The following is a 19,845-nucleotide window of genomic DNA, read 5'->3' as shown; positions in this document are numbered from 1 at the left end:
CCTTAGTAACATCCCCCGTTGAAGGGAAAGAAACGGATGAAATTGGGTAACGGATTCAATCTCTGACCTTAGTAACATCCCCCATTAAAGGGGAAGAAACGGATAAAATTGGGTAACGGATTAAATCTATTTCATTAGTAATATCCACAGTTGAAGGAAAAAAAACGGATGAAATTGTGTAACGATTGCAAACACTACAAACTCATTTAAGTATGGCAAATCTCGGAATTTTAGCGGGTCAATTTTTACTGTTTGCGTCGCTGGGAACCTTTGCCAGTTTTCTGGCAACCCTCGGGGGTTTTGGACTGGGTTTGAGCCGATTCTTTTTTATCAGTTTTACTCTGCTTCAATTGGGGGGATGGTTGGGAGATGACCCCATCGCCAGTGCTTTGAAATGGACGGTTAGCCAGTGGCATTATTTCTTAATTTCTGCTTTTATAGCCGTCATCTTGGGGGTAATTTTATGGCGTTTTTGAACGAACAACTTAGTTACAATTTCAACCTCAAAAGGCGAATTGCCAGCCAGGGAACGGGGATTATCAATTTCTTCTGCGGGGGCGCTTTGGTTGTCAGTCTTTCCTGCTGGATCATTCCCCCCTGTCTCCCCAACAAATACTCGACCTGGCACAACTGGGTTCAGGGGATTGGGTCAATTGTGGCGATCGCCGGATCTGCAACCGCAATTGGACTGGGGCATTGGTTGAGAAAGGTCGAACCCTATTTGAAGCTTGAAGAATTGCAGGAGGAAGACGATTTCGCAGACCGCTTGGCGACGGTGCAATATTATCGGGAAACGTCCCGGATAGAGGAAATGAACGCCTATCTGGAGGGGAGAACTATTCGGCAGGCGTTACCTCAAGAAACATCACCTCAGCCAGCCAAATTTGACCTCAAACGGTATTTAGTTGATGAAGCCACTGGAATCCTGATCACCGGGAATTCGGGGGCGGGAAAGACCAGTTCGGCGGTGGAAATGGCGGGGATGTTAACTGAAAGCGCACCCGCAGAAATCATCGTTCTCGACCCCCATTTCAACGACCAGTGGGCGGAAGCCGGACTACAAGCCATTTCCAGAATAGAGGAGATTGAGTTGGCGATCGCATCGTTGCTGAAAGAACTCGATGCCAGACACGAACGCAAGCGATTGGGATTGCCAAATGGTCGAAAAGTCCTCGTTATCACCGATGAATTATTATCCTGCAAAAAGCGATTTGTAAATCCCAAAAGAGTCGGGGATGCGCTGTCGAGGTTGTCAACGGAGGGGAGGAAGCGGGATATGTTATTTCTCGGCATTTCCCACTCCCCCAACGCCGACGATATTGACATTTCTGCGGAGGTGAGAACCAGTTTTGCCGTGATTAAGTTGTGTAAATCCGCACAGAAACACGTCTCAAACTTCTGGGAGAAAAGCGACCCCAGGAAAGCGTATATTCTCAATCATCCGGGCTATCCCGCCATTGTCGCCGATGGGGTAGATGAGATTGTAGACCATCCCACTCATGCCCATCATTCCCAGTTTAAAAAGAATGGAAATCAACCCAAATATCAGCATAAAATTAATCAATTAAGCTGGACTATGCTCAACTCCGATGGCAGTTGGAAAGCCTCAAATCTGACATCCGATCATCAAAACAATGCCGACTGTGAGGAGAAAACCAAACCTTCAGAAGAAAACAGAAAGGGGACTCCAAAAAGCGATACAGCCCGAAAGATTGACCTAGCTAAACCGCCTGAAGATGAGCATAATCCTCCTAATATCTCTCTGGAAGACTTGCTGAATTTGGTTTTAGAGTACGCCCAACAAGAGGGAAAAATTACTGTTAGAGACGTGCAAACTAAAAAGCCGATAGGAAGAAAATATTATCTCTCATCTGAGGCGATTGTTGGCATCTTTACCGAGCTAGAAAATCGGGGTTTAGGAAAAAAGATAGAGGCGGATAGTCTGGGTAAAATTTGCTTTGTAGCATTCGGTCACAACCCGAAGTCACAAAACGAGCCGTGACCCGCATAATACGCTGTGACCCCTGTGCCTTCAAGGTCACAGAATTGAAATTTTAGCTTTTACCCCCTCTCTCCATTTTGTCAGTCACAAGTCACAACCCCCCTTTTATTATTGTGAAAAAATTCATTAATTGAGGCATTACACTATGACCAATTTTAACTATGCAGACCCCAAGCAAAATCAACTGATTACCAAGACTCGATTAACTCTTGCTGGTGTGGGAATGTCCGCCCTCGCTGGGTTGTTTATTTGGACGGTATTATTTCCGGATCAGCCGGATAATTCTATTAATTTGAACGACACAAATTCAAAAAATAGTGTTACAATGCAAAAATCTTCAAACCCTCAAGACTTTCTGGAAAAATCCAATCTAAATCCTTCCGAGATTGCTCTCGAAATCGACCGCCTTGAGCGGCGCATTCAAACACTTGAAAACTCTAGCATACAACCTCAAAACCTCATGGAGAAGTTTGCAGTGAAGTTATGCGAATATCACGGCGGAAATGCCCAAAATTCCTCAGTAAATCCTTGCCTGGATAGAGAGTATTTTCAGAGGCAAGCCTCCGCGTTAGCTCCTCACTATGAGAAAAGAATTAATGAGTGCTTGTCTGCCGGAAAAGGGAACGCCTGTCTGGAACCGAAAACCTATTTAAACCCTCCGCCACAAACACCCGAAAAACATTGGTCAAGTCAATGGATGTCTCCAACAAAATCTCGGAACTCTAAAAAAGATTGCGACCCAACAAACTGGTACATGAATGGTCTGTGGGGATGCCAAAAATAACGACTCTCTTTCTGGCTATCTCAGCCGGAGAGTCACTTCTCTTACTTTGAAAATTGCACACAAAAAAAGGCTGTCGCCAGCCAAAAAAAAACTATTTTATACTATGACTACTGTAACATTTTCACCCACAGAATTCCAATCCCATTTTGACTACGGTGACATTCCCTCAGCTTTGCAAACTCAAGCCTCCTCTCTCGTTTCGAGCATTCGCGTCTGTCTGAAGAAATTTAACGCTGAGGCTTTGGAACTGGCCCGTCAGATTAACCCGATACGAGAACAGATGAGTGCCAGACAATTTAAGGCGTGGTTGACCCATTATTTCCCCGATGCAGAAACCCAAATTCGCCACTGGCTAAAAATTGTGGAACTGGCTGAACGACTACCGGAACACGTCGAGCAAATGATGGGATGGGCTAGTGGTGCTTTGGCTGCACTGTCTCGCGGAAGCGATGAACTGGTTACAAGTATTCTGTCGGGTGAGGAGAAATTGAGCATCAAAGCGATTAAAGCGCTCGTTACTCAAGAACGATTGGAACAGAATATCAATTCTCCAACTGACTCAACTTCATCTTCAACTGACTCAACTTCACCACCACCCTCATCAAATGCGTCCTCAACTCAATCAACTTCATCGCCAACTGAATCAAGTTCAACTTCATCGCCAACTGAATCAAGTTCAACTTCATCGCCTGCTTCATCAAGTCCAACCCCATCTCAACCGTCAGAAACAATCATTCAACTTGCTAAACTATTAAGTCACAAGTCGGATTTGCACAGACAGTTAGATGAAACTGCCATTCCAGAAGTTCAAGAACGGCTGCTCTACTATATCAAACAAGCTGACCGAGAAATTCAACAACTGTGTCCCGATTTGAACCCAACTTTCCCGGCACCAGTGGTTGACTCCGAAATTCACCAATTGCAATCACAACTGAGCGCCGAACAACAAAAAAGTACAGAATTATCAAACCAATTAGAGCAACTCAGACAACAGCTAAACCAACTTCAACAAGTCTCAAACGATAATTCAACCCAACAACCTCAGACTACTGATACCAACTCACCTGACGACGAGCTTGACTCCGAAGAATTTAACCAACTACAATCACAACTTGATGCTGAACAGCAAAAAAATCAGGAGTTATTAAATAGAATTTCCCAACTTGAACGGGAATTAACCCAACAACCTCAGAGTTCTGATACTCATTCACCCGCTACCGACTCTGAAGAATTTAACCCACTACAATCACAACTTGATGCCGAACAGCAGAAAAATCGGGAGTTATTAAATCGAATCGAAACACTCGAACAACAGTTGACTCAACAACAACCTCAGACTACTGAGACTCACTCACCTGACTCGGAATTACTGCATCTGCAAGAACAACTCATCACCGAACGGCAGAAAAATACAGAATTATTGAATCAGTTGGCGGAAATACAAAAGCAACAATCTCAAGAAGATTTGCCATTTTTAAAAATTTTCCGACCCAAATTTGTTCCGGTCAAAGTTGAAGATTTGCAAGTCAATGACCGCATCCGAGTAATTGCTCCCGACAAGAAGACTGTCGTTGATGACTTAATTCTTTCTATTGATGAAACCCAGCGTCCTGTAACGAAATGGTTTGGAGCAATTTGGCAGCAAGAAGTAGAAGCCGGATGGACGTTTAAACGGATGCTTGGAGTGGAAAAGATACAAAGTCAACTTGATAAACTCCTCCAGGAAAATCAGCAACTTAAATGTCAAGTGAATCAATTAGAAAATATTCGGATTAATCATTCCGACTCCCCACTTTGGCAATTGGAAAAAAGACTGATGTGCGTCGAGAGCGAATATCAACAGTTAAAAGAGCAATCCCAACTGGTACTCGGATGTTTTGAACGTCTACAAGAAAAGATTCACAATCAACTGCAACCGGGAACCGTTGTGGAAATCCTGTTTGACGACAAGGGAATTTATACAGGTCAGTTGGGAACTGTTGAACAGGAGTTTGAATGCACTCCGGGTAATTGGTGGGTGAGTTTTGTTGACCCCGATACTCAACAAACTTATCGGGCATTATTTCACGCCTATCAGTTATATTTACCTCCTTTTTAAATCGAACGTTTAAGAATTTTCAATGATAACACCGATGAAACACTTAACTACTACTTCAAAAACTGCACAGTTTACCACAGCAACATTAGGAGTTGTGCGTCATCCATCCAATCTCCTTGTCGAGTTTTTAGAGGTTTGGAAAAGGCGCAGTAAGGTGAAAGCCTGCATTCTTAGCTGGTTAGATCGGGCGCACCTATCAAAAGGTGAAACGGGTTGGATTTGTGCTTCTTATCAACAGATTGGGAAAGCTTTTGGTTATTGTCGAGATACCATCGGGCGACACCTCAAAGATTTAATACAAGATGGCTATATACGCCGTAGAAATTTGCTTCCCCATGAAAAGCGATATCCCACCGACACCCGCAAGATGTACCAGATTAATTTCCCAAAACTTCGGGAAAAAGTTGACAATGAAATTTTGACTCCTAGCTACGACAAATCAGACGGCTACCCATTAAAATATCAGACGGTAGATGTTAAAAATCAGACGGATCTTAACTCTTACTCAAACCTTTCTAAATCCTCCCTTACACACCAAGAGAAAGCCCCATTAGAAAAATGTGTGTGTGTTCGAGGGTTAGAAATTTTTTCGGAAAGAGGGGAAAGCCAAGAACAAGAAATATTTTTAGAACAACCAGAATTTTCAGAACACCCAGAACTTTTAGAACCCGAAGAACTTTCAGAAAACCAAGACTTATCAGAATGTAAAAAATTCCCGACCCTTCAAGAAATTTCAGAAGATTCTCAACCCTCCACCCCGCCCCAAAATTCCGGCCACGCTCAGTTAATTACAAAACTCAATCAATCCATTCGTCCGCCTTTAAAGCCGATTCAGTTGGGTTCGGTGCAGTGGGCAATGAGGCGATACCCGGAAAACATTACCGGGGCAATTAAAGCCGTTCAACAGGGGTTAAAACAGGGCTGGATGAAGAATCCTACGGGGTATTTAATTCGGGCGCTCAAAGAAGGAATCAAGGTCGAACAAAATATCTCTGGTGCGATGAGTCGGGATTATTGGTGGACGTGGGTTGGTGAAAATTGGGGGAAAGAAAAGCGCAACAGTTTAATTGAGCGGGTTTCCGATTATGGATGGGGATTGAACGTTTATTTCGCCAACGGTTTGGAACGTCCCTTCGATGAAATTAAGCAATTGTCTCTCGAAGAAGTTGAAGTATTGGCGTTGGAAACTCCGAAAACTTCCCACGATGAACGTCCCCAAGATAATATTTCACCTCAGCAAGTTGAATACTTACAAGCGATTATGCGGGGAATTGGAAGTTAGAGATTTGCATATCAAGACGTACCGGAGTGCGATCGCATACATTGAGCAATGCGACCCGATACGTTTCAAATACGCTCCGCTTTAAGCTCGACCTCTGCTGTAAGCAAGCCGCTTTCATATCCAGAACCCTGATTTGTTCAATCGGATGAAGCGGGATCGCCAACTTTATCCCTGACAAGCGCTACCCAACCTCATAAAAACTGCACAGAAATTAAAAGCGGCATTCAATAAATTTACTTTAAACTAAAAGTTGCGATTGACTCTAGCTTCTCTACATCTTGGGTGTTTAGAAAAACATATTTATCAACTTAGTTAGATTAAACTTGTAGCAAACGGGAAGAAGACCTGATTGTTTTCTAGATAGAGTTCTTGACGAGTATGATGCACCCGAAGATATTGACAGAAGCGATCAATTCAAATCTTGAAGTATATAGCCCTTTTGTCGAGGCAGAAGTTAAAGTACGCACCAAAGTTAAATTGCAGCAGAAAATACTCTATAATTCTTGAGCAGTATCAAGTCTCAGGTGTCAGGGTATGCCCTCATGCAATTAAAATTAAAATGTGTAACAGCTTACTTCCTTCAATTAGAGCCACTTAGTCGGTTCCACATCGGGAAATTCTCTATGCCTGTGGGTACTTCTGAGAGTCTGTAAGGCTCTTATTGGGGTTACTACCTCATCAGTATACTCAAGTTTTTTTGATTTTTACGGTATAGTATACGTCTGAGTTCGTCCAAAAATTACTGGTACAGATGCCCCAATGGAAACTAACAACAGAATTTACCTTTGACAGCGCCCACTACATCAGAGACTATCAAGGGCCTTGCGGTCGGATGCACGGACATACCTACAAAGTCAAGGTTGAAGCCACTTCAGAGAAGTTGTATCCTTCCGAACATTGTCCCCATCCGGTAATGGTTGCCGATTTTAAAAGTTTGCGCTGGGCTAAACAGGATGTTAGCAAAGGTGGACTGGATCATTGCATTCTCAACGAAGTCTTACCTCCCGAATACTATACAACGGCTGAGGTGATTGCTAAGTTTATTTACGATGAGACAAAAAAACGGATTCCCAAAGACGTAAAGTTAAAGATTTGTGTCTGGGAAACACCTAGTTCTTGGGTAGAGTACGAAGATAGTTAGTGCGAGATACCCGCAATTGGTGAGCGATTCAGTAATTTTCAAGGAGAACCCCATGTCTAGACCCCGTACCCTAGTTGTGACTTCCTGTACCGGGGAAAAGCAAGTACACGCCCCAAATCAACTTATATTAGAAGACTTTCGGGATAGCTCGCGCCTTGTTCAACGGGAAAGGGAACTGAACGAGTTTATGTGTCCGGGCCGCCCAGATGTATACGGGAGCGCAACACTTGCGGTTGATGGAGGGAGTTGTCGGGTTGCGGAAGGCTCTCGGTTTCGAGGTTGTGGATGTTGTTATTTTATCAGCCGGTTATGGGCTGATTTCAGAACAAAGGGCAATTGCTCCCTATGAAGTAACTTTTAACACCATGAAGGGTCGTGAGATCGATGAATGGGCGGAAGTTTTAAAGATACATGAGGAGTTTGAAAAGATCGTTGAATCTTATGACTTGGTATTTTTCTTATTGGGGGAAAATTATCTTCGGGCGCTGTCTCTTCCGGTAAAAACCGAACCATCGCAGACGTTTATTTTTTTGGCTTCTAAGGGTAGTCTGCCTTACATTCAAGAGTTGAAGGCTAAAACATTTATTTTACAGCTTTCCAATGCGGAAGCGAAACGCTATAGTTATGGGTTGGTTGGGTTGAAGGGTTTTTTGTTTAAGCAGTTTGCCGAAGTTGCCAAGGAAACACCGCAACTGTTGGAGAGGGTAACTTCTGTACCAGAGTATTTTGAGGAGATTATTAATAAGGTGGGTGAAGGCGCCAATACTCCAGAAGAATCTGTGCAGCTAGAGCTACCGTTGGGGTTGCCTCAAGCTTCATCCTCTATTATTACCGCTAAGTTTCCTATAAATATGAATTAAACCATCAACTTTATTCGGATTAAATAAACTTTTAGCATAAGGTAAAAACGGTTTATACTGTCCTCTAAAAAAATCTATAATCTCAACTGGATTAAGAGAGTAATATTTCAAATTTAAGAATTTCAATAAATATTTATAGGGAGTCCATTCTTCAAGTATCTTACCAAACAAACTATAATCAAGACTACCTCTAGCAATCACAGCATAGCCTAGAGGAGTAATTTCATAAATCGTATTTTTATTAACTAAATGCCGAGTCGTTAACGCCCAAAGAACTAAGTTAGAAAGACTTGAACGGACACCGCTCACACCTGTAGTTACACCATCTGGAAGTGCAACTTGTATTTCTTTAACTGTACCTTGCCTAATTTTTGCAAGAGCTATCAAGGTGTGTTCAATGGCTGTTAAAACTCTAGATGAGTATCCACTCAAGGCATCTTGAATCTTCCAGGCTTCATCTATAGAAAGATATTGATTATAGTAGGGTTCAATTCCACTTTCTGTAATTTTGTATATGCTCGGAGCAATGGATTGTTCGTATTGACTTAATAAAGGAATTCGTTTAATCCATATTTCTATATGATCGGGAACAACATAAAATTCTTGAAGCAATGGATGATTCTGTAATTGCAGTTGGGGTGTAATGAGTTTATATCCAGCCCCTTCAAAAGAATTTTCATTAAAATTATATTCAATTTCATCTAAAATTGATGTGATTAAATTTGTCTGACTCCTCGGAATGAGCGGTTGTAATTCTTCCCATACTATGTTATGAAAAGGAACTTGAAGATTTTTGTGTTCATTTTCTAAATCTTTTGATACCGAAACCAGAGAAACATATAAAATTCCCGTGCAATCAGAAGCTTGCATTGCTTCTATACGTCGCTTTAAATTAACAGTCTTGGGGGTTAGGGGAGTTTGAGTAAACTTGATTTCTAAAAGCCATCTTTCTTGATTAGACTCTATGACCCCATCTAATTGATACCAACCTTGGTAGTGATACCATCCAGAAGGTAAAAGTATATGATAACCATAATCTGGCAAAATCCGATGGATCAAATCCTCGAAAGCATAACCTTGTGCATTAGCGGATTTAGGAAATAGAATTTGTGTCATTTTCTGAAAAGAATCATAATGCTAAAGATGATTTTACGCATAGCTTGAGAATATGTATAATTCCCGGCTTAAGTTACAAAACCGTAGGGTATACCGAAACTTATACGCTTGGGGAAAGCCTCCCTCTAGAGGAAATGGATTGATCTAAAAGTACAAAATTGGGCGCATCGGTGCGGCTACTCGTTACGGTATCGTAGGCTAAATAAACTTCCGATAATTGCATCAGAAGGGTGTTTGACATACTCCTCTCCGTAAACGAAGAGGATTCTTAGCTATTGCTAATTCTTGGTTCAGTGACACCACTTATTAACTCGGATTTCTCCTCATTAACAGAGATGGAAGTCACGCCCTCGCGTTCCTGATATTAAATCAGCAGTTTCCCAATGCCCTTGGGTACTGTTGTTATACTCAGCCCCTAAAATGCTCATGCCCTTTTTCAGAATGTTAAGTGCCGCATTAGTATCCCGACAGATTTCTGTTTGACATCTTGGGCATTTATGAGTCCGGGTAGAAAGCGATTTTTTCACTCGAAAACCACAGTTAGAACAATCTTGAGACGTGAAATTTGGACTGACAGAAACTACTGCTTTGTCCCAAACTTTCCCAAAATAGTCTAACCATTGAGTGAATTGATACCAACCCGCATCGGAAATTGACTTAGCCAAATGATGGTTCTTGACCATGTTCTGTATTTTCAGGTCTTCGTACACCACGACATCGATTAAAGTCAGTGAAGAGGTCACCCCCTCCACTGCTCTTCAAAACGGTACGTGAGACTTTCACCTCATACCGCTCCTCAATAAAACGGCTGTTGTCATCAGCACGTCACCAACATATCGTTCTCCCATCGGTAATTCTCTGGGATAATGGAAACTCCCTTAGAGTAGCTTCCATCCGTTCTGGATTTTTCATCATGGCAATGTCGATGGAGCAGTTGATTATTCTTATATTAATTCTTTCCGCCTCGTGACTTAGGAATGATATGGTCAACTTCTATCAGGTCTCCATCTCGGAAAAACAGACCGCAGTGAGCGCATTTCCCTTTCTGCTTTTTGAGCAACGATGCTGTTGGCTTAGGCATCTCAGGGTGTGTGCCTCGTCTTGAACTCCAATAGATTAAGTCGCCGTCGTAAGGGCTTTTATCCCCCTTGACTTTGACATGACGGACGATTGCTGTCTGTGAATGCTTCATCAGCACCATAGGGTTCGACCCTTCACGAGACGTGGCAAACGTCCAATTATCTCCACCTATGGTTCGGAAGTATTTGGAGCTAATCCATTTCCTTCCTTTATTTTGATGTCGTTTTACCCCCCATTTCCAGAGTTTCCAAGAGGTCAGATACGAGAGTTTCGTAAAGATTCTCTTGCTTACTCCTGTCGAAAAGTAGTTACACCATCCTCGGATGATAGGGTTAAGTTTGCTTATCAAGACAGCTTGGGACTGTCCCTTAAGTTTCTCTATTTCCTCACATATCCTTCGGTAGTGCCTTTCCTGACTTTCTTTACTTGGGGTGATGAGTGTTTTAAAACCGAGTAATCGCCCTTTTGTATCCCTTCCTGATGTATATTTACCCACCTTATATTGGCGGATATTAAAGCCTAGGAAATCAAATCCTGCTTTTTGGTTTTCATAGTTTTCAAGGGTGTGAGCGAGTCTCGTCTTACTTGCTTTGAGTTCCAACCCCATATCTGCCAGCCATATGGATACGACCTTATTACATCTTTGGACAACGGTTATGTCTTAGTGTAGAACCACGAAGTCGTCTGCATAACGAATGACGTTTACAGAATCTTGTTTCTGTGTCCTGCTTCGTTGCCGTCCTCTGAGGTCTTTCATATCGAAGGTATGGGCAATTGCCTTGATTTCGCTTTCTAGACCATGTAGGGCAATGTTAGCCAGTAATGGAGAAAGAACCCCACCTTGAGGTGTACCCTCAGATGTTGGCGAGAACTCCTTACCATCCATAACACCCGCGTTAAGCCACGCTCGAATTTGTTTCCGAAAAGTGGGGAAGGTGTTAAGTTTTTCGAGGAGCCGTTTGTGGTTGATACGGTCGAAACATTTGGAGATATCCGTATCAAGCACGAATTTGGGTTTTTGTTTGATCGCATTGAAGATGGCTTCAATGGCATCATGGGCTGACCGCCCCGGTCTAAACCCGTAGGAATTTGGCTCAAATATAGCTTCCCATTCAGGTTCTAAGGCTAACTTTACTAACGCTTGGAGCGCACGGTCATACATGGTAGGTATTCCTAAAGGTCGTTGCTCCCTATTAGGTTTGGGTATCCAAACCCTTCGGGTAGGTTTAACCTTTGTACCCAGTTTGAGATTGTTTACGAGCTTCATACGTGCTTCTGGGGACAAGGATTTAACCCCATCCACTCCTGCCGTCTTTTTGCCTTGATTGTCCTGAGTTACTCTACGCACCGCTAAAGCCTTAGCCGACCAAGACTTAACTAACAGTTTCTGGAGTCTGCGAACTGTTTTGACATCACCACGTTGAGACGCTCGGTAAATCCGCTTTTGCAACTTATAGACAACACGCTCCAACTTTCGCCAGTTTATGTCGCCCCATTTATACATCGGTTTTGATTCCGTGTTCATAACTTATACATTGCTACTTGTAGCTTTACCTTCCGTTTTACCGTGAGTCCGTCTGCGTATCTCTCCTGTTACGGAGAGCGTTTGCTTCTGACTCAATCTTGCTCCCCTGTTACCTACCTAATGGAAGTAGATGGTTGCGTCTTAGCTGACTACTCAGCCAATCGACCTTGACTGAGAGTAAACGAGGGAGTTACTTCGTTCCCTATGACCTTTGGTTTGTCTCTTTAGGAGGGATACTCTTCACCGAGTTTTGGGGTAGCACTTTAACGATTCGGTCCAAATCCTATCGTCACCTTTAACTTTGCCTTTTTAGGTCTCCCAGTGTCACAACCTGATTTCACTGGTTAATCCTTACGATGATTCAGACATATCCTTTGCTTACGCTCTCCGTGAAGACTTGCTCACGGGCTTTGGACACAGGTTGCCCTCCACTTTCCGCTTCTATTCCCGCTTAAGAGATTGATGGCTAGTCGCTACCCTTGGGAATATGCTTTCGACCTCGTGCCTAGGCGATAGGACTTGTGCGTTCTAGGATACTAACACTCACCTATAAGGTCATAGAGTTGTCATCTGAAGGGGATTAAAGTGCGAACTCTACCTTATCGGTTACCCCTCAGAGGCTAGTCATCCCCCTGCTAGGAGCAGGTTTCGACTGAACGAATCGCACTTAGATGTCACTACGCACCGAGCTAATTTCACAGCCCAGTCTTTACGTTGGCGTTGAACTTTCAAATGTGCGATGCCAAGCCTTTTCCTTGCTTTATGGTAGTTGTTTGATTGGGGTTTAGCTCCCTTGACAAACTTTCTAGATAGTCGTCGCTGTAGCTTTCTAATTCGCTTTTCTGCCCTTCTCAAATACTTCGGATAGATAACTGCATTGTCGTTGGTGTCTTTGTAGAAGAAGTTCAAACCTAGATCTAAACCCACAACATTTCCGGTGTAGCTTCCGACCTCGGAGCGATTTGCATCAAAGCAAAATTGACCAGAATAACCATCGGCTCTCCTGACAACTCTAACCCGATTGATTTTTAATGTGAATAAATCTTCTCGAACTTCTTTATTACAGAATAGAGAAAATTTCCCCGCCTTAAAACCATCGGTGAATTCAATTGATTTCCGGTCAGTTGACAGTTTCCAGCCTGTCGTTTTGTACTCAACCGAACGACAGTGTTTTTTGAACTGAGGATAACCCTTTTTCGGGCTACCCTCACGAGAGCGACGATAGAAGCTAGATATTGAGTTCCAAGCTCTTTCACCGGAAGCTTGACGTGCCATTGAGTTAAGTTTTTTAGCAAAAGGAAATTCTTTTGCTAACTCTTTACACAGACGAGAAATTCGAGATTTATCTACATCTCGTTCATCTCGCCATAGTCTAACTGCCTTGTTTCTAATGAACTGAGCAGTCCTTATAGCTTCATCAAGTCTTGCATATTGAGACTTGGAACCGTTTAATAACTTGGCTTCTCTAACTATCATGCTATAATCTTACTACAAAAAGTAGCGGATAACATTCTCTTTTTTCACTATCCATCCCCGTCTTTTCAAGACGGGGCTTTCCGCTCAATTTCGGTAATCCCGCCAGATTTGTTTTCTCCAAATCGCTAACGGCGAAGGGATCTCTTGCTTCGTCAAGTACATCTTCAAGTTCGGCGTAGGGAATGGGAACTTGAGCCACAACGGAAACATCCTGCTCCAGCGACCATTTATGATACCGCAGGGTGGGGGGTGTTCCCTTAAGGTCTAGCGAACCTCTAGCTCCGTAAGCTCCCGCATAAAACAATAAAAATTCGCTGGTTTCCTCGGCTTTACAAGTTCCATCGACGGCAACGAAGTGAATTTCGTCCCGTCCAAAAAAATCTCGAATTTGGTCGCGCAAACGAATGAGCTTCGGCTGCGTTGAAAATTGAGGGTTCCAGGGTTTGACTAAATCCTTGAGCAGCAAGTGATAGAGTTCTTGAATTACGTCTAGGTGCTGGCGGTAAAGATCCTGGTTGCGCTCCTGGCCAAACCGCAGACTGGACTCAAACCCCTTAAAAATACTCGACAGCTTGGACGTAAGCTTTCCTCCTTTTCGCTTTTTCTATTAAAATCTTACCGTTAGTTAGGAGATCGGGGGAAGAGTTCGGCATGAGCGATCGCACTCTGAAGGAGATTCAGAAACAGGTTGATCAGTGGGTGGTTGAAACGGGAAAAGGATACTGGAGTCCCCATGAGATGTTAGCTCGCTTGGTAGAGGAGGTGGGAGAGACGGCTCGGTTGCTCAATCACTTGTACGGACCGAAAAAGAAGAAAGAGAGTGAACCCGCTCAGGAACTTTCTGATGAATTAGCCGATATTTTATTTGCAGTTATCTGTTTGGCTAACTCCCATCAGATTGATTTACAGGATGCCTTTGAACAAGTTATGAAAAAGTATTCGACCCGAGATCGATATCGATGAGTAACTTTTTAAAACTGGGGAGAACTTCAGTTTCTGACTGCGGCTACCGATGGAGCTTTGCTAATTCCGCTCTCCTGTGGAGAGCGGCTCACAATTTCACCCCAACTCTACAGTTAAGTAATTGGTTATTCAATCAGTTCAAAAATAGATTAACCATCCGACAATAACAGTAAGGATAAGTAAAATTAAGATAGTCATTGGAACAATCATCTTTCGAGCAAATTTTCCGGCTAAATTTACACCGAGTTTTTGGCTCTTTTGACTAGCCGAATGAATGGCTTTAGATTTGGCGGTTTTGAAGGTTTCGGTTTGAGCAAAGGATTTTGTAGCTTGAACGGCTGATTTTCTCAAAACTTCTCGACGGGTTTGTTTCTCTCCAGTTTCGGTATTATTTTGTTTAACGTTCCCGACAAACTCTGTCGCAACACTTCGGATTTCTTCATTCTGCGATAATGTTTTAGCAGCTTGAACCACCGATTTTGTAATAGGTCGGTTGCCGATATTCGTGGCAACTTTAGCGGTTGTTTCTGCCAACGGATTGACGGCGGGTGATGTCGGGGTTTGAGGGGGTATTGCTGATAATTCTACCTCGGTTTTTTCGGGGGGGATTTCTGTTGTCGTTGGTTTGGGGGGTTCAGTTTGTGTCTGAGTAACGGTTGTAAAAGCCTCTACTGCAATCTTTCTGACTTCTTCGTTTTGGGCTAAATTTTTAGCGGCTTGGGTTCCTCTTTTGGCGAGATTTCCAACCAAAGCTGCCGCACGTTTTTTTCTGGGTTGGTTTTCGGGCGTTTGATTTGAAGACATTGTTTTTGCTCCGGTAATTTTCAAGTTGAATCGGGTTGAGAAATGAATGATTTCGGTTTTAAGCCACAGGTTTTTCTGTAGCTTTTGTGATGTATTTGAGAATTAACTCAAACTTCTCCCGAATGTTCATCAGTTCTTTCATCCAAGTATTAGAAGCGGCGATAGATTCTTCTTCACTGCGACGAGCAACTGAGATTTGTTGATCAATTTCGTCGTAAGTTTGTTGTTCAAATTCACTAAGCTGTATACTGATTTGCGCCTCTAAGTCTTTACCAATTTTCTGAAATTGGCTGGTAATATCTTGGCGAATATTTGCCATTTCCTTTTGACGCTCATTTTCTTGGTGCATGGTCAACAAATCCGCTCCAACTGAAACAACAGCCATTGCTGGCCCTATAAACTTAGCTGCGTTACCAATATTTTTAGCAATACCTACTGCTTGCCCCAATTTAAACTTAAATCCTACCAACTTGCCAACTCCAACAACAGCTATATGTAATCCGCTTCCAACTACATCCCCAGGACGTAACAATCCTTGTTTCATTGCTGTTTTAACAAAGCCACGAGTTGCTAGTTTTGTTATTTCTGATCCTATTTTTGCTCCTGCTGTGTTTCCAATTATAGTTAGTAGTCCGAGTTGCACTTGAAGTTGTTCTGTATTCGCGGAAGCTGCGGTCTTATTAGCCGATATATTTATGTTTTTATCGACACAAGCAACAAAGGCTTTAACCAAGTCGCTCTCAAAAACTTGTTCGACTTCCTGGCGTATATCCTCAACCGCAGCATTAATTACAGATTGCAGGTCTGTTTCGGCTTTTTCGTAATGTTTCTGAACGTTTATTTCAGCCTGTTTATTCAAAATTTATATGTCTTCATTTCCGACTGCTGAAGCCAGAACATAACCTTCTTTAGCAATTTCTGAAGACATTTTCAAGCCAATATTTTGAACTTTAGTTCGGATGCGACTCCGTTCTTTTCGGACAACACGAGACAAACGATTTAAAATTTCGAGGAATGCTGAATCATTCGTAGAGTTGCGGGTAAAACTTAGCTGTGCTTCTTCCAGACAACTGAGTGCAATTCGGACGGGAGTATCAAATTTTGCTAATGCCGCACGTTTGTTAACAAACTCGTTGAGGGCATCAATAAACGTCTGAAAACGGCTAATTTCCATGAGAAAATCATCCTTTTCATCAACACCCTCACAGTAGTCTTTTGCATCGATAAAGCAAACCGGAAATTCATCCAGGCTGTAAGGTTTCAAGGCTTCTGCTAGACTGTGGCGGTAGTTCAATATTTTCTGTTCTTCTTCTCCCGCTTCATCAGACATTTTATTGATGACGAGCATCATTTTCCAGCGATAACCTTTTTCATAGGCTAACTTTTTGAAGTTCTCAACGGTAACGGAGTCGAACAGCATATAGGTGAGACAAAATACCAATAAATCCGCTTTGTTAATCGCATCGTAGGTAATTTCATCGTGATCTTGGCGTTCTGTAAAGAGTCCCGGCGTGTCAAGAACTTGAATACCATTCCAGTTGTAGGTGCTGGTTTTATCGGTGGCGATATCCGCATCAATTTTGATATCTCGTTTTCCGGTCAGTGCAGAGATAATTGTTGATTTTCCCGCACTATATTGTCCGACAAAAGCAACGCCAATTGCTCCTTGTTCCCGATAGATTTTTAACTCCTCACGCAGTTTCTTACGAATTGCTGTGAGTTCGGGTTTATTTTCCTGTTCTAGTAGCTTATCAAAACTAACGAGATTTTTTTTGAATGCTGAACCAATTTTGGCGGCGAGGAAATCCTGATTATTTGCAGTCATGGCTTGTTTCTCCTATTTAACAGATTTGTGAGATTGAATTGAAATGTCTTCTTGAAGAACCTTTTTCAGTTCATCCATTGATTTTTTGATGGTGAGTTCAGAGCGAGTGATAATTGTCATTTTGTGTCCGAACTTCCGTTCAACCTTAGCAACTGTTTTTCTGGCTCCTTCTTCAGTTAAGGGTTCATATTTTTCCTGACTCCAATCAAGAATTCGCTTGGCATAAAAACGGTTAAGATAGTTAGTAAATCCCGAGAATTTTTTCTGTGCTTCCTCCAGTGTCAAAGAAAAACTTTCTAGCCCAGAAGCGAGTTCCTTGAAATAGGATTCGATATTCATAATTACAGAAGCACAGGAATTCAAAAATTCACTTCGGGCTTTTTCCAGCGTTTCCTGTTTTTGGGTATTCAGTTGCTCGTACAAATCCTCTGAAATTTTGTGAGCCGCCTCACGACGTTTCTGATCTTTGGATTTGAATAAACCAGTAAAATTCCCGACAACGCCAGCAACAATTCCTACAACTATCCCAATAGGGTTCGTAAATGCAATAATCGTTCCAGCTATCCCTAAAATAATTCCTCCAATTCGCAGGATATGTTGAATATCCCAAGAATCTTGCTGTGTAAACTTAAAGTTACCACCGCCGAGTTCAGCAACTAACTGTAATTCATGGCCGATTTCTTCTAAGACCTCTTGAACTTCACGCTTAAAGTGTTCACCCGCTTCCTGAAAAGCAGACTTTAAACGCTGTTCAAAATTGAGAGAGTTTAATGTTTTCTCCCAACCAAGTTTCAATCCCAACTCGTTTGAATTCCAATGTTCCTCAGCAAACGATGGAACAGCATTAATCGCCTCTTGAAATATCGTTTCGATTTCTATTTGTAAGTTGCTGCGGCTATCTTTGAATGCGATCTCAATTTTCTTTCTGATTTCCTCCTGTTTGCTTTGAATTGTTTCTGCTAATTGTCCATAAATTTGAGCTTGTCCCGCAACCCAGTCATAGGGGGTATTAATGGCGCCGACAGTCGAACCGAGTAGAGTTTGCGATCGCCGAATAGTTCCGTATTGAATCAAAGACTCGCGAATAGAATCTAAAAAATCTTGCATTCGACTGGCTTTGAATAATTCCTCTTTGCGATTTTCATGTTCGGGTTCGCGGGAAAGTTGAGCCGCCAAAAGCATCACCGGAACAATGGGAAAGTAATCGTTTGCATAATGCTCTTTTGCATAGCGGCGAATGCGTTCAATATGTCCGCCCAAACCGCTTTGACCTTCCATTTCAAAAGCTTTATCGGGATTCTTTAGAAAATGTTCTAATCGACGCGGATCGCGCAGATTTTTCTTAACATTCAAAAGAACAATGAGCGGTTTTGCTTTCTTTTTCAGCAGATGTAAAAACTCAAATTCTGTTGCTTGAATGCTGTCGTTTGTCACCACATAACAGATAACGTCCGACTCCTCAATCACACTTTCTGCTATTTCTTCATCACTTTTTCCATCGGGAGCGCCAATCCCAGGCGTGTCAATAATCCGAATATTTTTCCATTCATAAACTCGGTTGTAACGAGTCGTTCGCTGTTTTCCAACTCCTATCGCCTCCCATCCATCGTTAGTAACAATGGCGTGAAGTGTGCTTTTTCCCGCTTTCGTTCTGCCCATAAAGGCAATGCTAAAGTGATTGAGAGCGCGTTCTTTTGAACGGAGGGATTCCCGCACATCCTCAATTTCTTTGATAATTTCAGCCGAGAGCGATTTTTGAGTTAATTCGAGTTGTTTTGCAACGTCTTGAGCCGTGTTTGCTTGACCTTTACTGTTAGTTTTTGATTTGATTTCTATAATCGACTCTTGCAGATTTTTTCCTAAAGAGCGAAGTGTTGAACCCGCACTTTTCAGGGCTAATTCTGAAAATTGGTAATCTTCCTTAGCAACAACGGCACACTGACGAATTGCTTCATCATATTCTGGCCCCGATAACAAAATTTCTCGCCGCAGTTGCTCGACTTTTTGTTCTGCTCCCGTTAAATTGGCTAATTTATTAACCAAAGCCTGGGATAAAATCGAATCGGCTTTCTGAAGTAAACGCGCACTAACAGAAAGTTTTTGTTGATTAGATTCATCAAGAAATCCCGTATCAGAAAAGGCTCCGGCTTCTTCAATTTGTTTCTGTATTTCTCCTTTCGGCCAGTTCCAAATCTGTGCAATTCGTTCGGCCATCTTCCGTTCTAAAACCGAACAAAACCCGTCTACATAAGCAATCGCTAAAATTTGACACATTGCCTCATTTTTTTGACTGCTGGGTATTCGCCTCGCAATTTCTTCTACAGATAATTGATCATCATCTTGGGCGAGAATCTTTTCCATTTCCTCCAGGGTTCGCTGTCCGACTTCAATTTGAGTCGCCAGTTCGTGAAGCGCTTTTGATTCTTCGCTGTGAATTTGTTGGTCAGCACAAACCATGTGCGTTACCAATAAAAAGGGATAATTTATCGCGTTAGAATCGTTGTTGGTGGCTTTTTCGGTCTTTTTGAATGTCGTTTGCATCTTGCCTAACCTCTTATTAAAGTAGCCAATAGGTTGAAGTCGCAGTCGGCAAGGTAGCCACCCCCAGCAATACCTGTTAATGCGATACCTGCAAAAATTTCCGTCTGAGTTATAGCCATCTCAGTGTTGAGACGGCTATAATGTGCCTTACCCAAGCTCATAGTGTTGTCTCCTAGATGGGGAGGGTATTAAGTTTTTCTAAGTCTCTACATTTAGCTTAAATTGAAAATTCCAGACTTCAAACGGGGTAATTACGGAACTTTGAGAATTTAAAAAGCATAAAAAATTCGACGATTTTCCGTAGGAACACCGAGTCCAAGCCTCAATTCACGATGGGCTATGAATCAC

At 42.4% G+C, this 19,845-nt stretch carries 16 protein-coding genes and 2 pseudogenes; 8 read left to right on the top strand and 10 right to left on the bottom strand.

What is annotated here, in order from left to right; genetic code table 11:
• Nucleotides 1-185 precede the first annotated feature (185 nt).
• The 7 genes from ACL6C3_RS13725 to ACL6C3_RS13695 all read left to right on the top strand — a co-directional run bounded on the left by ACL6C3_RS13725 (nucleotide 186) and on the right by ACL6C3_RS13695 (nucleotide 8,167).
• A complete protein-coding gene (locus ACL6C3_RS13725; protein ID WP_413167746.1) occupies nucleotides 186-476 on the top strand; it encodes a hypothetical protein in 291 nt (96 codons plus the stop codon).
• Nucleotides 464-2,002 carry an ATP-binding protein gene (locus ACL6C3_RS13720; RefSeq protein ID WP_413167744.1) on the top strand — a complete coding sequence of 513 codons (1,539 nt, stop codon included), beginning with the start codon at nucleotides 464-466 and terminating at the stop codon, nucleotides 2,000-2,002. Before ACL6C3_RS13725 ends, ACL6C3_RS13720 begins: the two co-directional genes overlap by 13 nt.
• A 145-nt stretch (nucleotides 2,003-2,147) precedes the next feature.
• A complete protein-coding gene (locus ACL6C3_RS13715; RefSeq protein ID WP_413167743.1) occupies nucleotides 2,148-2,786 on the top strand; it encodes a hypothetical protein in 639 nt (212 codons plus the stop codon).
• A 103-nt stretch (nucleotides 2,787-2,889) separates the two neighbouring features.
• The gene (locus tag ACL6C3_RS13710) at nucleotides 2,890-4,884 is read left to right on the top strand and encodes a hypothetical protein (protein WP_413167742.1); all 1,995 of its coding nucleotides are present in this window, start codon (nucleotides 2,890-2,892) and stop codon (nucleotides 4,882-4,884) included.
• Nucleotides 4,885-4,918: 34 nt separating this feature from the next.
• Nucleotides 4,919-6,166, top strand: a complete 1,248-nt coding sequence (locus ACL6C3_RS13705; RefSeq protein WP_413167741.1) for a hypothetical protein — start codon at nucleotides 4,919-4,921, stop codon at nucleotides 6,164-6,166.
• A 751-nt stretch (nucleotides 6,167-6,917) separates the two neighbouring features.
• Nucleotides 6,918-7,307 (top strand): 6-pyruvoyl trahydropterin synthase family protein, encoded by a 390-nt coding sequence (locus tag ACL6C3_RS13700; RefSeq protein WP_413167740.1) that lies wholly within the window; start codon nucleotides 6,918-6,920, stop codon nucleotides 7,305-7,307.
• A gap of 281 nt (nucleotides 7,308-7,588) precedes the next feature.
• Complete coding sequence (locus ACL6C3_RS13695; RefSeq protein WP_413167739.1) at nucleotides 7,589-8,167, top strand: DUF6884 domain-containing protein; 579 nt, start codon at nucleotides 7,589-7,591, stop codon at nucleotides 8,165-8,167.
• On the opposite strand, the gene ACL6C3_RS13690 is transcribed toward ACL6C3_RS13695, so the two are convergent.
• The 6 genes and pseudogenes from ACL6C3_RS13690 to ACL6C3_RS13665 all read right to left on the bottom strand — a co-directional run bounded on the left by ACL6C3_RS13690 (nucleotide 8,123) and on the right by ACL6C3_RS13665 (nucleotide 13,830).
• The gene (locus ACL6C3_RS13690; protein WP_413167738.1) at nucleotides 8,123-9,283 is read right to left on the bottom strand and encodes a hypothetical protein; all 1,161 of its coding nucleotides are present in this window, start codon (nucleotides 9,281-9,283) and stop codon (nucleotides 8,123-8,125) included. The genes ACL6C3_RS13695 and ACL6C3_RS13690 overlap by 45 nt on opposite strands.
• 100 nt (nucleotides 9,284-9,383) lie before the next feature.
• Nucleotides 9,384-9,524 carry a hypothetical protein gene (locus ACL6C3_RS13685; RefSeq protein WP_413167737.1) on the bottom strand — a complete coding sequence of 47 codons (141 nt, stop codon included), beginning with the start codon at nucleotides 9,522-9,524 and terminating at the stop codon, nucleotides 9,384-9,386.
• A gap of 27 nt (nucleotides 9,525-9,551) precedes the next feature.
• Nucleotides 9,552-10,002 (bottom strand): annotated as a pseudogene (locus ACL6C3_RS13680) (RNA-guided endonuclease InsQ/TnpB family protein); the annotation flags it as partial.
• Nucleotides 10,003-10,100: 98 nt separating this feature from the next.
• A pseudogene (ltrA, locus tag ACL6C3_RS13675) lies at nucleotides 10,101-11,888 on the bottom strand (group II intron reverse transcriptase/maturase).
• Nucleotides 11,889-12,512: 624 nt separating this feature from the next.
• Entirely contained in the window at nucleotides 12,513-13,364 is an 852-nt protein-coding gene (locus ACL6C3_RS13670) for an RNA-guided endonuclease InsQ/TnpB family protein (RefSeq protein ID WP_413167736.1), read from the bottom strand.
• Nucleotide 13,365: 1 nt separating this feature from the next.
• Nucleotides 13,366-13,830: a hypothetical protein gene (locus ACL6C3_RS13665; protein ID WP_413167735.1), complete on the bottom strand. Its 465-nt coding sequence runs from the start codon at nucleotides 13,828-13,830 to the stop codon at nucleotides 13,366-13,368.
• Nucleotides 13,831-14,015: 185 nt separating this feature from the next.
• Here ACL6C3_RS13665 and ACL6C3_RS13660 point away from each other — a divergent pair, with 185 nt between their 5' ends.
• Nucleotides 14,016-14,327 (top strand): nucleotide pyrophosphohydrolase, encoded by a 312-nt coding sequence (locus ACL6C3_RS13660; protein WP_413167734.1) that lies wholly within the window; start codon nucleotides 14,016-14,018, stop codon nucleotides 14,325-14,327.
• A 138-nt stretch (nucleotides 14,328-14,465) separates the two neighbouring features.
• On the opposite strand, the gene ACL6C3_RS13655 is transcribed toward ACL6C3_RS13660, so the two are convergent.
• The 4 genes from ACL6C3_RS13655 to ACL6C3_RS13640 are packed head-to-tail and all read right to left on the bottom strand — an operon-like array spanning nucleotide 14,466 to nucleotide 19,497.
• The gene (locus tag ACL6C3_RS13655) at nucleotides 14,466-15,131 is read right to left on the bottom strand and encodes a hypothetical protein (protein WP_413167733.1); all 666 of its coding nucleotides are present in this window, start codon (nucleotides 15,129-15,131) and stop codon (nucleotides 14,466-14,468) included.
• A 58-nt stretch (nucleotides 15,132-15,189) separates the two neighbouring features.
• The gene (locus ACL6C3_RS13650) at nucleotides 15,190-15,990 is read right to left on the bottom strand and encodes a LeoA/HP0731 family dynamin-like GTPase (protein ID WP_413165977.1); all 801 of its coding nucleotides are present in this window, start codon (nucleotides 15,988-15,990) and stop codon (nucleotides 15,190-15,192) included.
• Between the two features lie 3 nt (nucleotides 15,991-15,993).
• Nucleotides 15,994-16,956 (bottom strand): GTPase, encoded by a 963-nt coding sequence (locus ACL6C3_RS13645; protein ID WP_413165976.1) that lies wholly within the window; start codon nucleotides 16,954-16,956, stop codon nucleotides 15,994-15,996.
• 12 nt (nucleotides 16,957-16,968) lie between these two features.
• Entirely contained in the window at nucleotides 16,969-19,497 is a 2,529-nt protein-coding gene (locus ACL6C3_RS13640) for a GTPase (RefSeq protein WP_413167732.1), read from the bottom strand.
• Nucleotides 19,498-19,845: the final 348 nt, after the last annotated feature.

The sequence above is a fragment of the Capilliphycus salinus ALCB114379 genome (genome assembly GCF_047276495.1).
In the GTDB taxonomy this organism is placed as follows: Bacteria; Cyanobacteriota; Cyanobacteriia; order Cyanobacteriales; family Microcoleaceae; genus Capilliphycus; species Capilliphycus salinus.
This window is presented reverse-complemented; position numbering and strand designations above follow the sequence as displayed.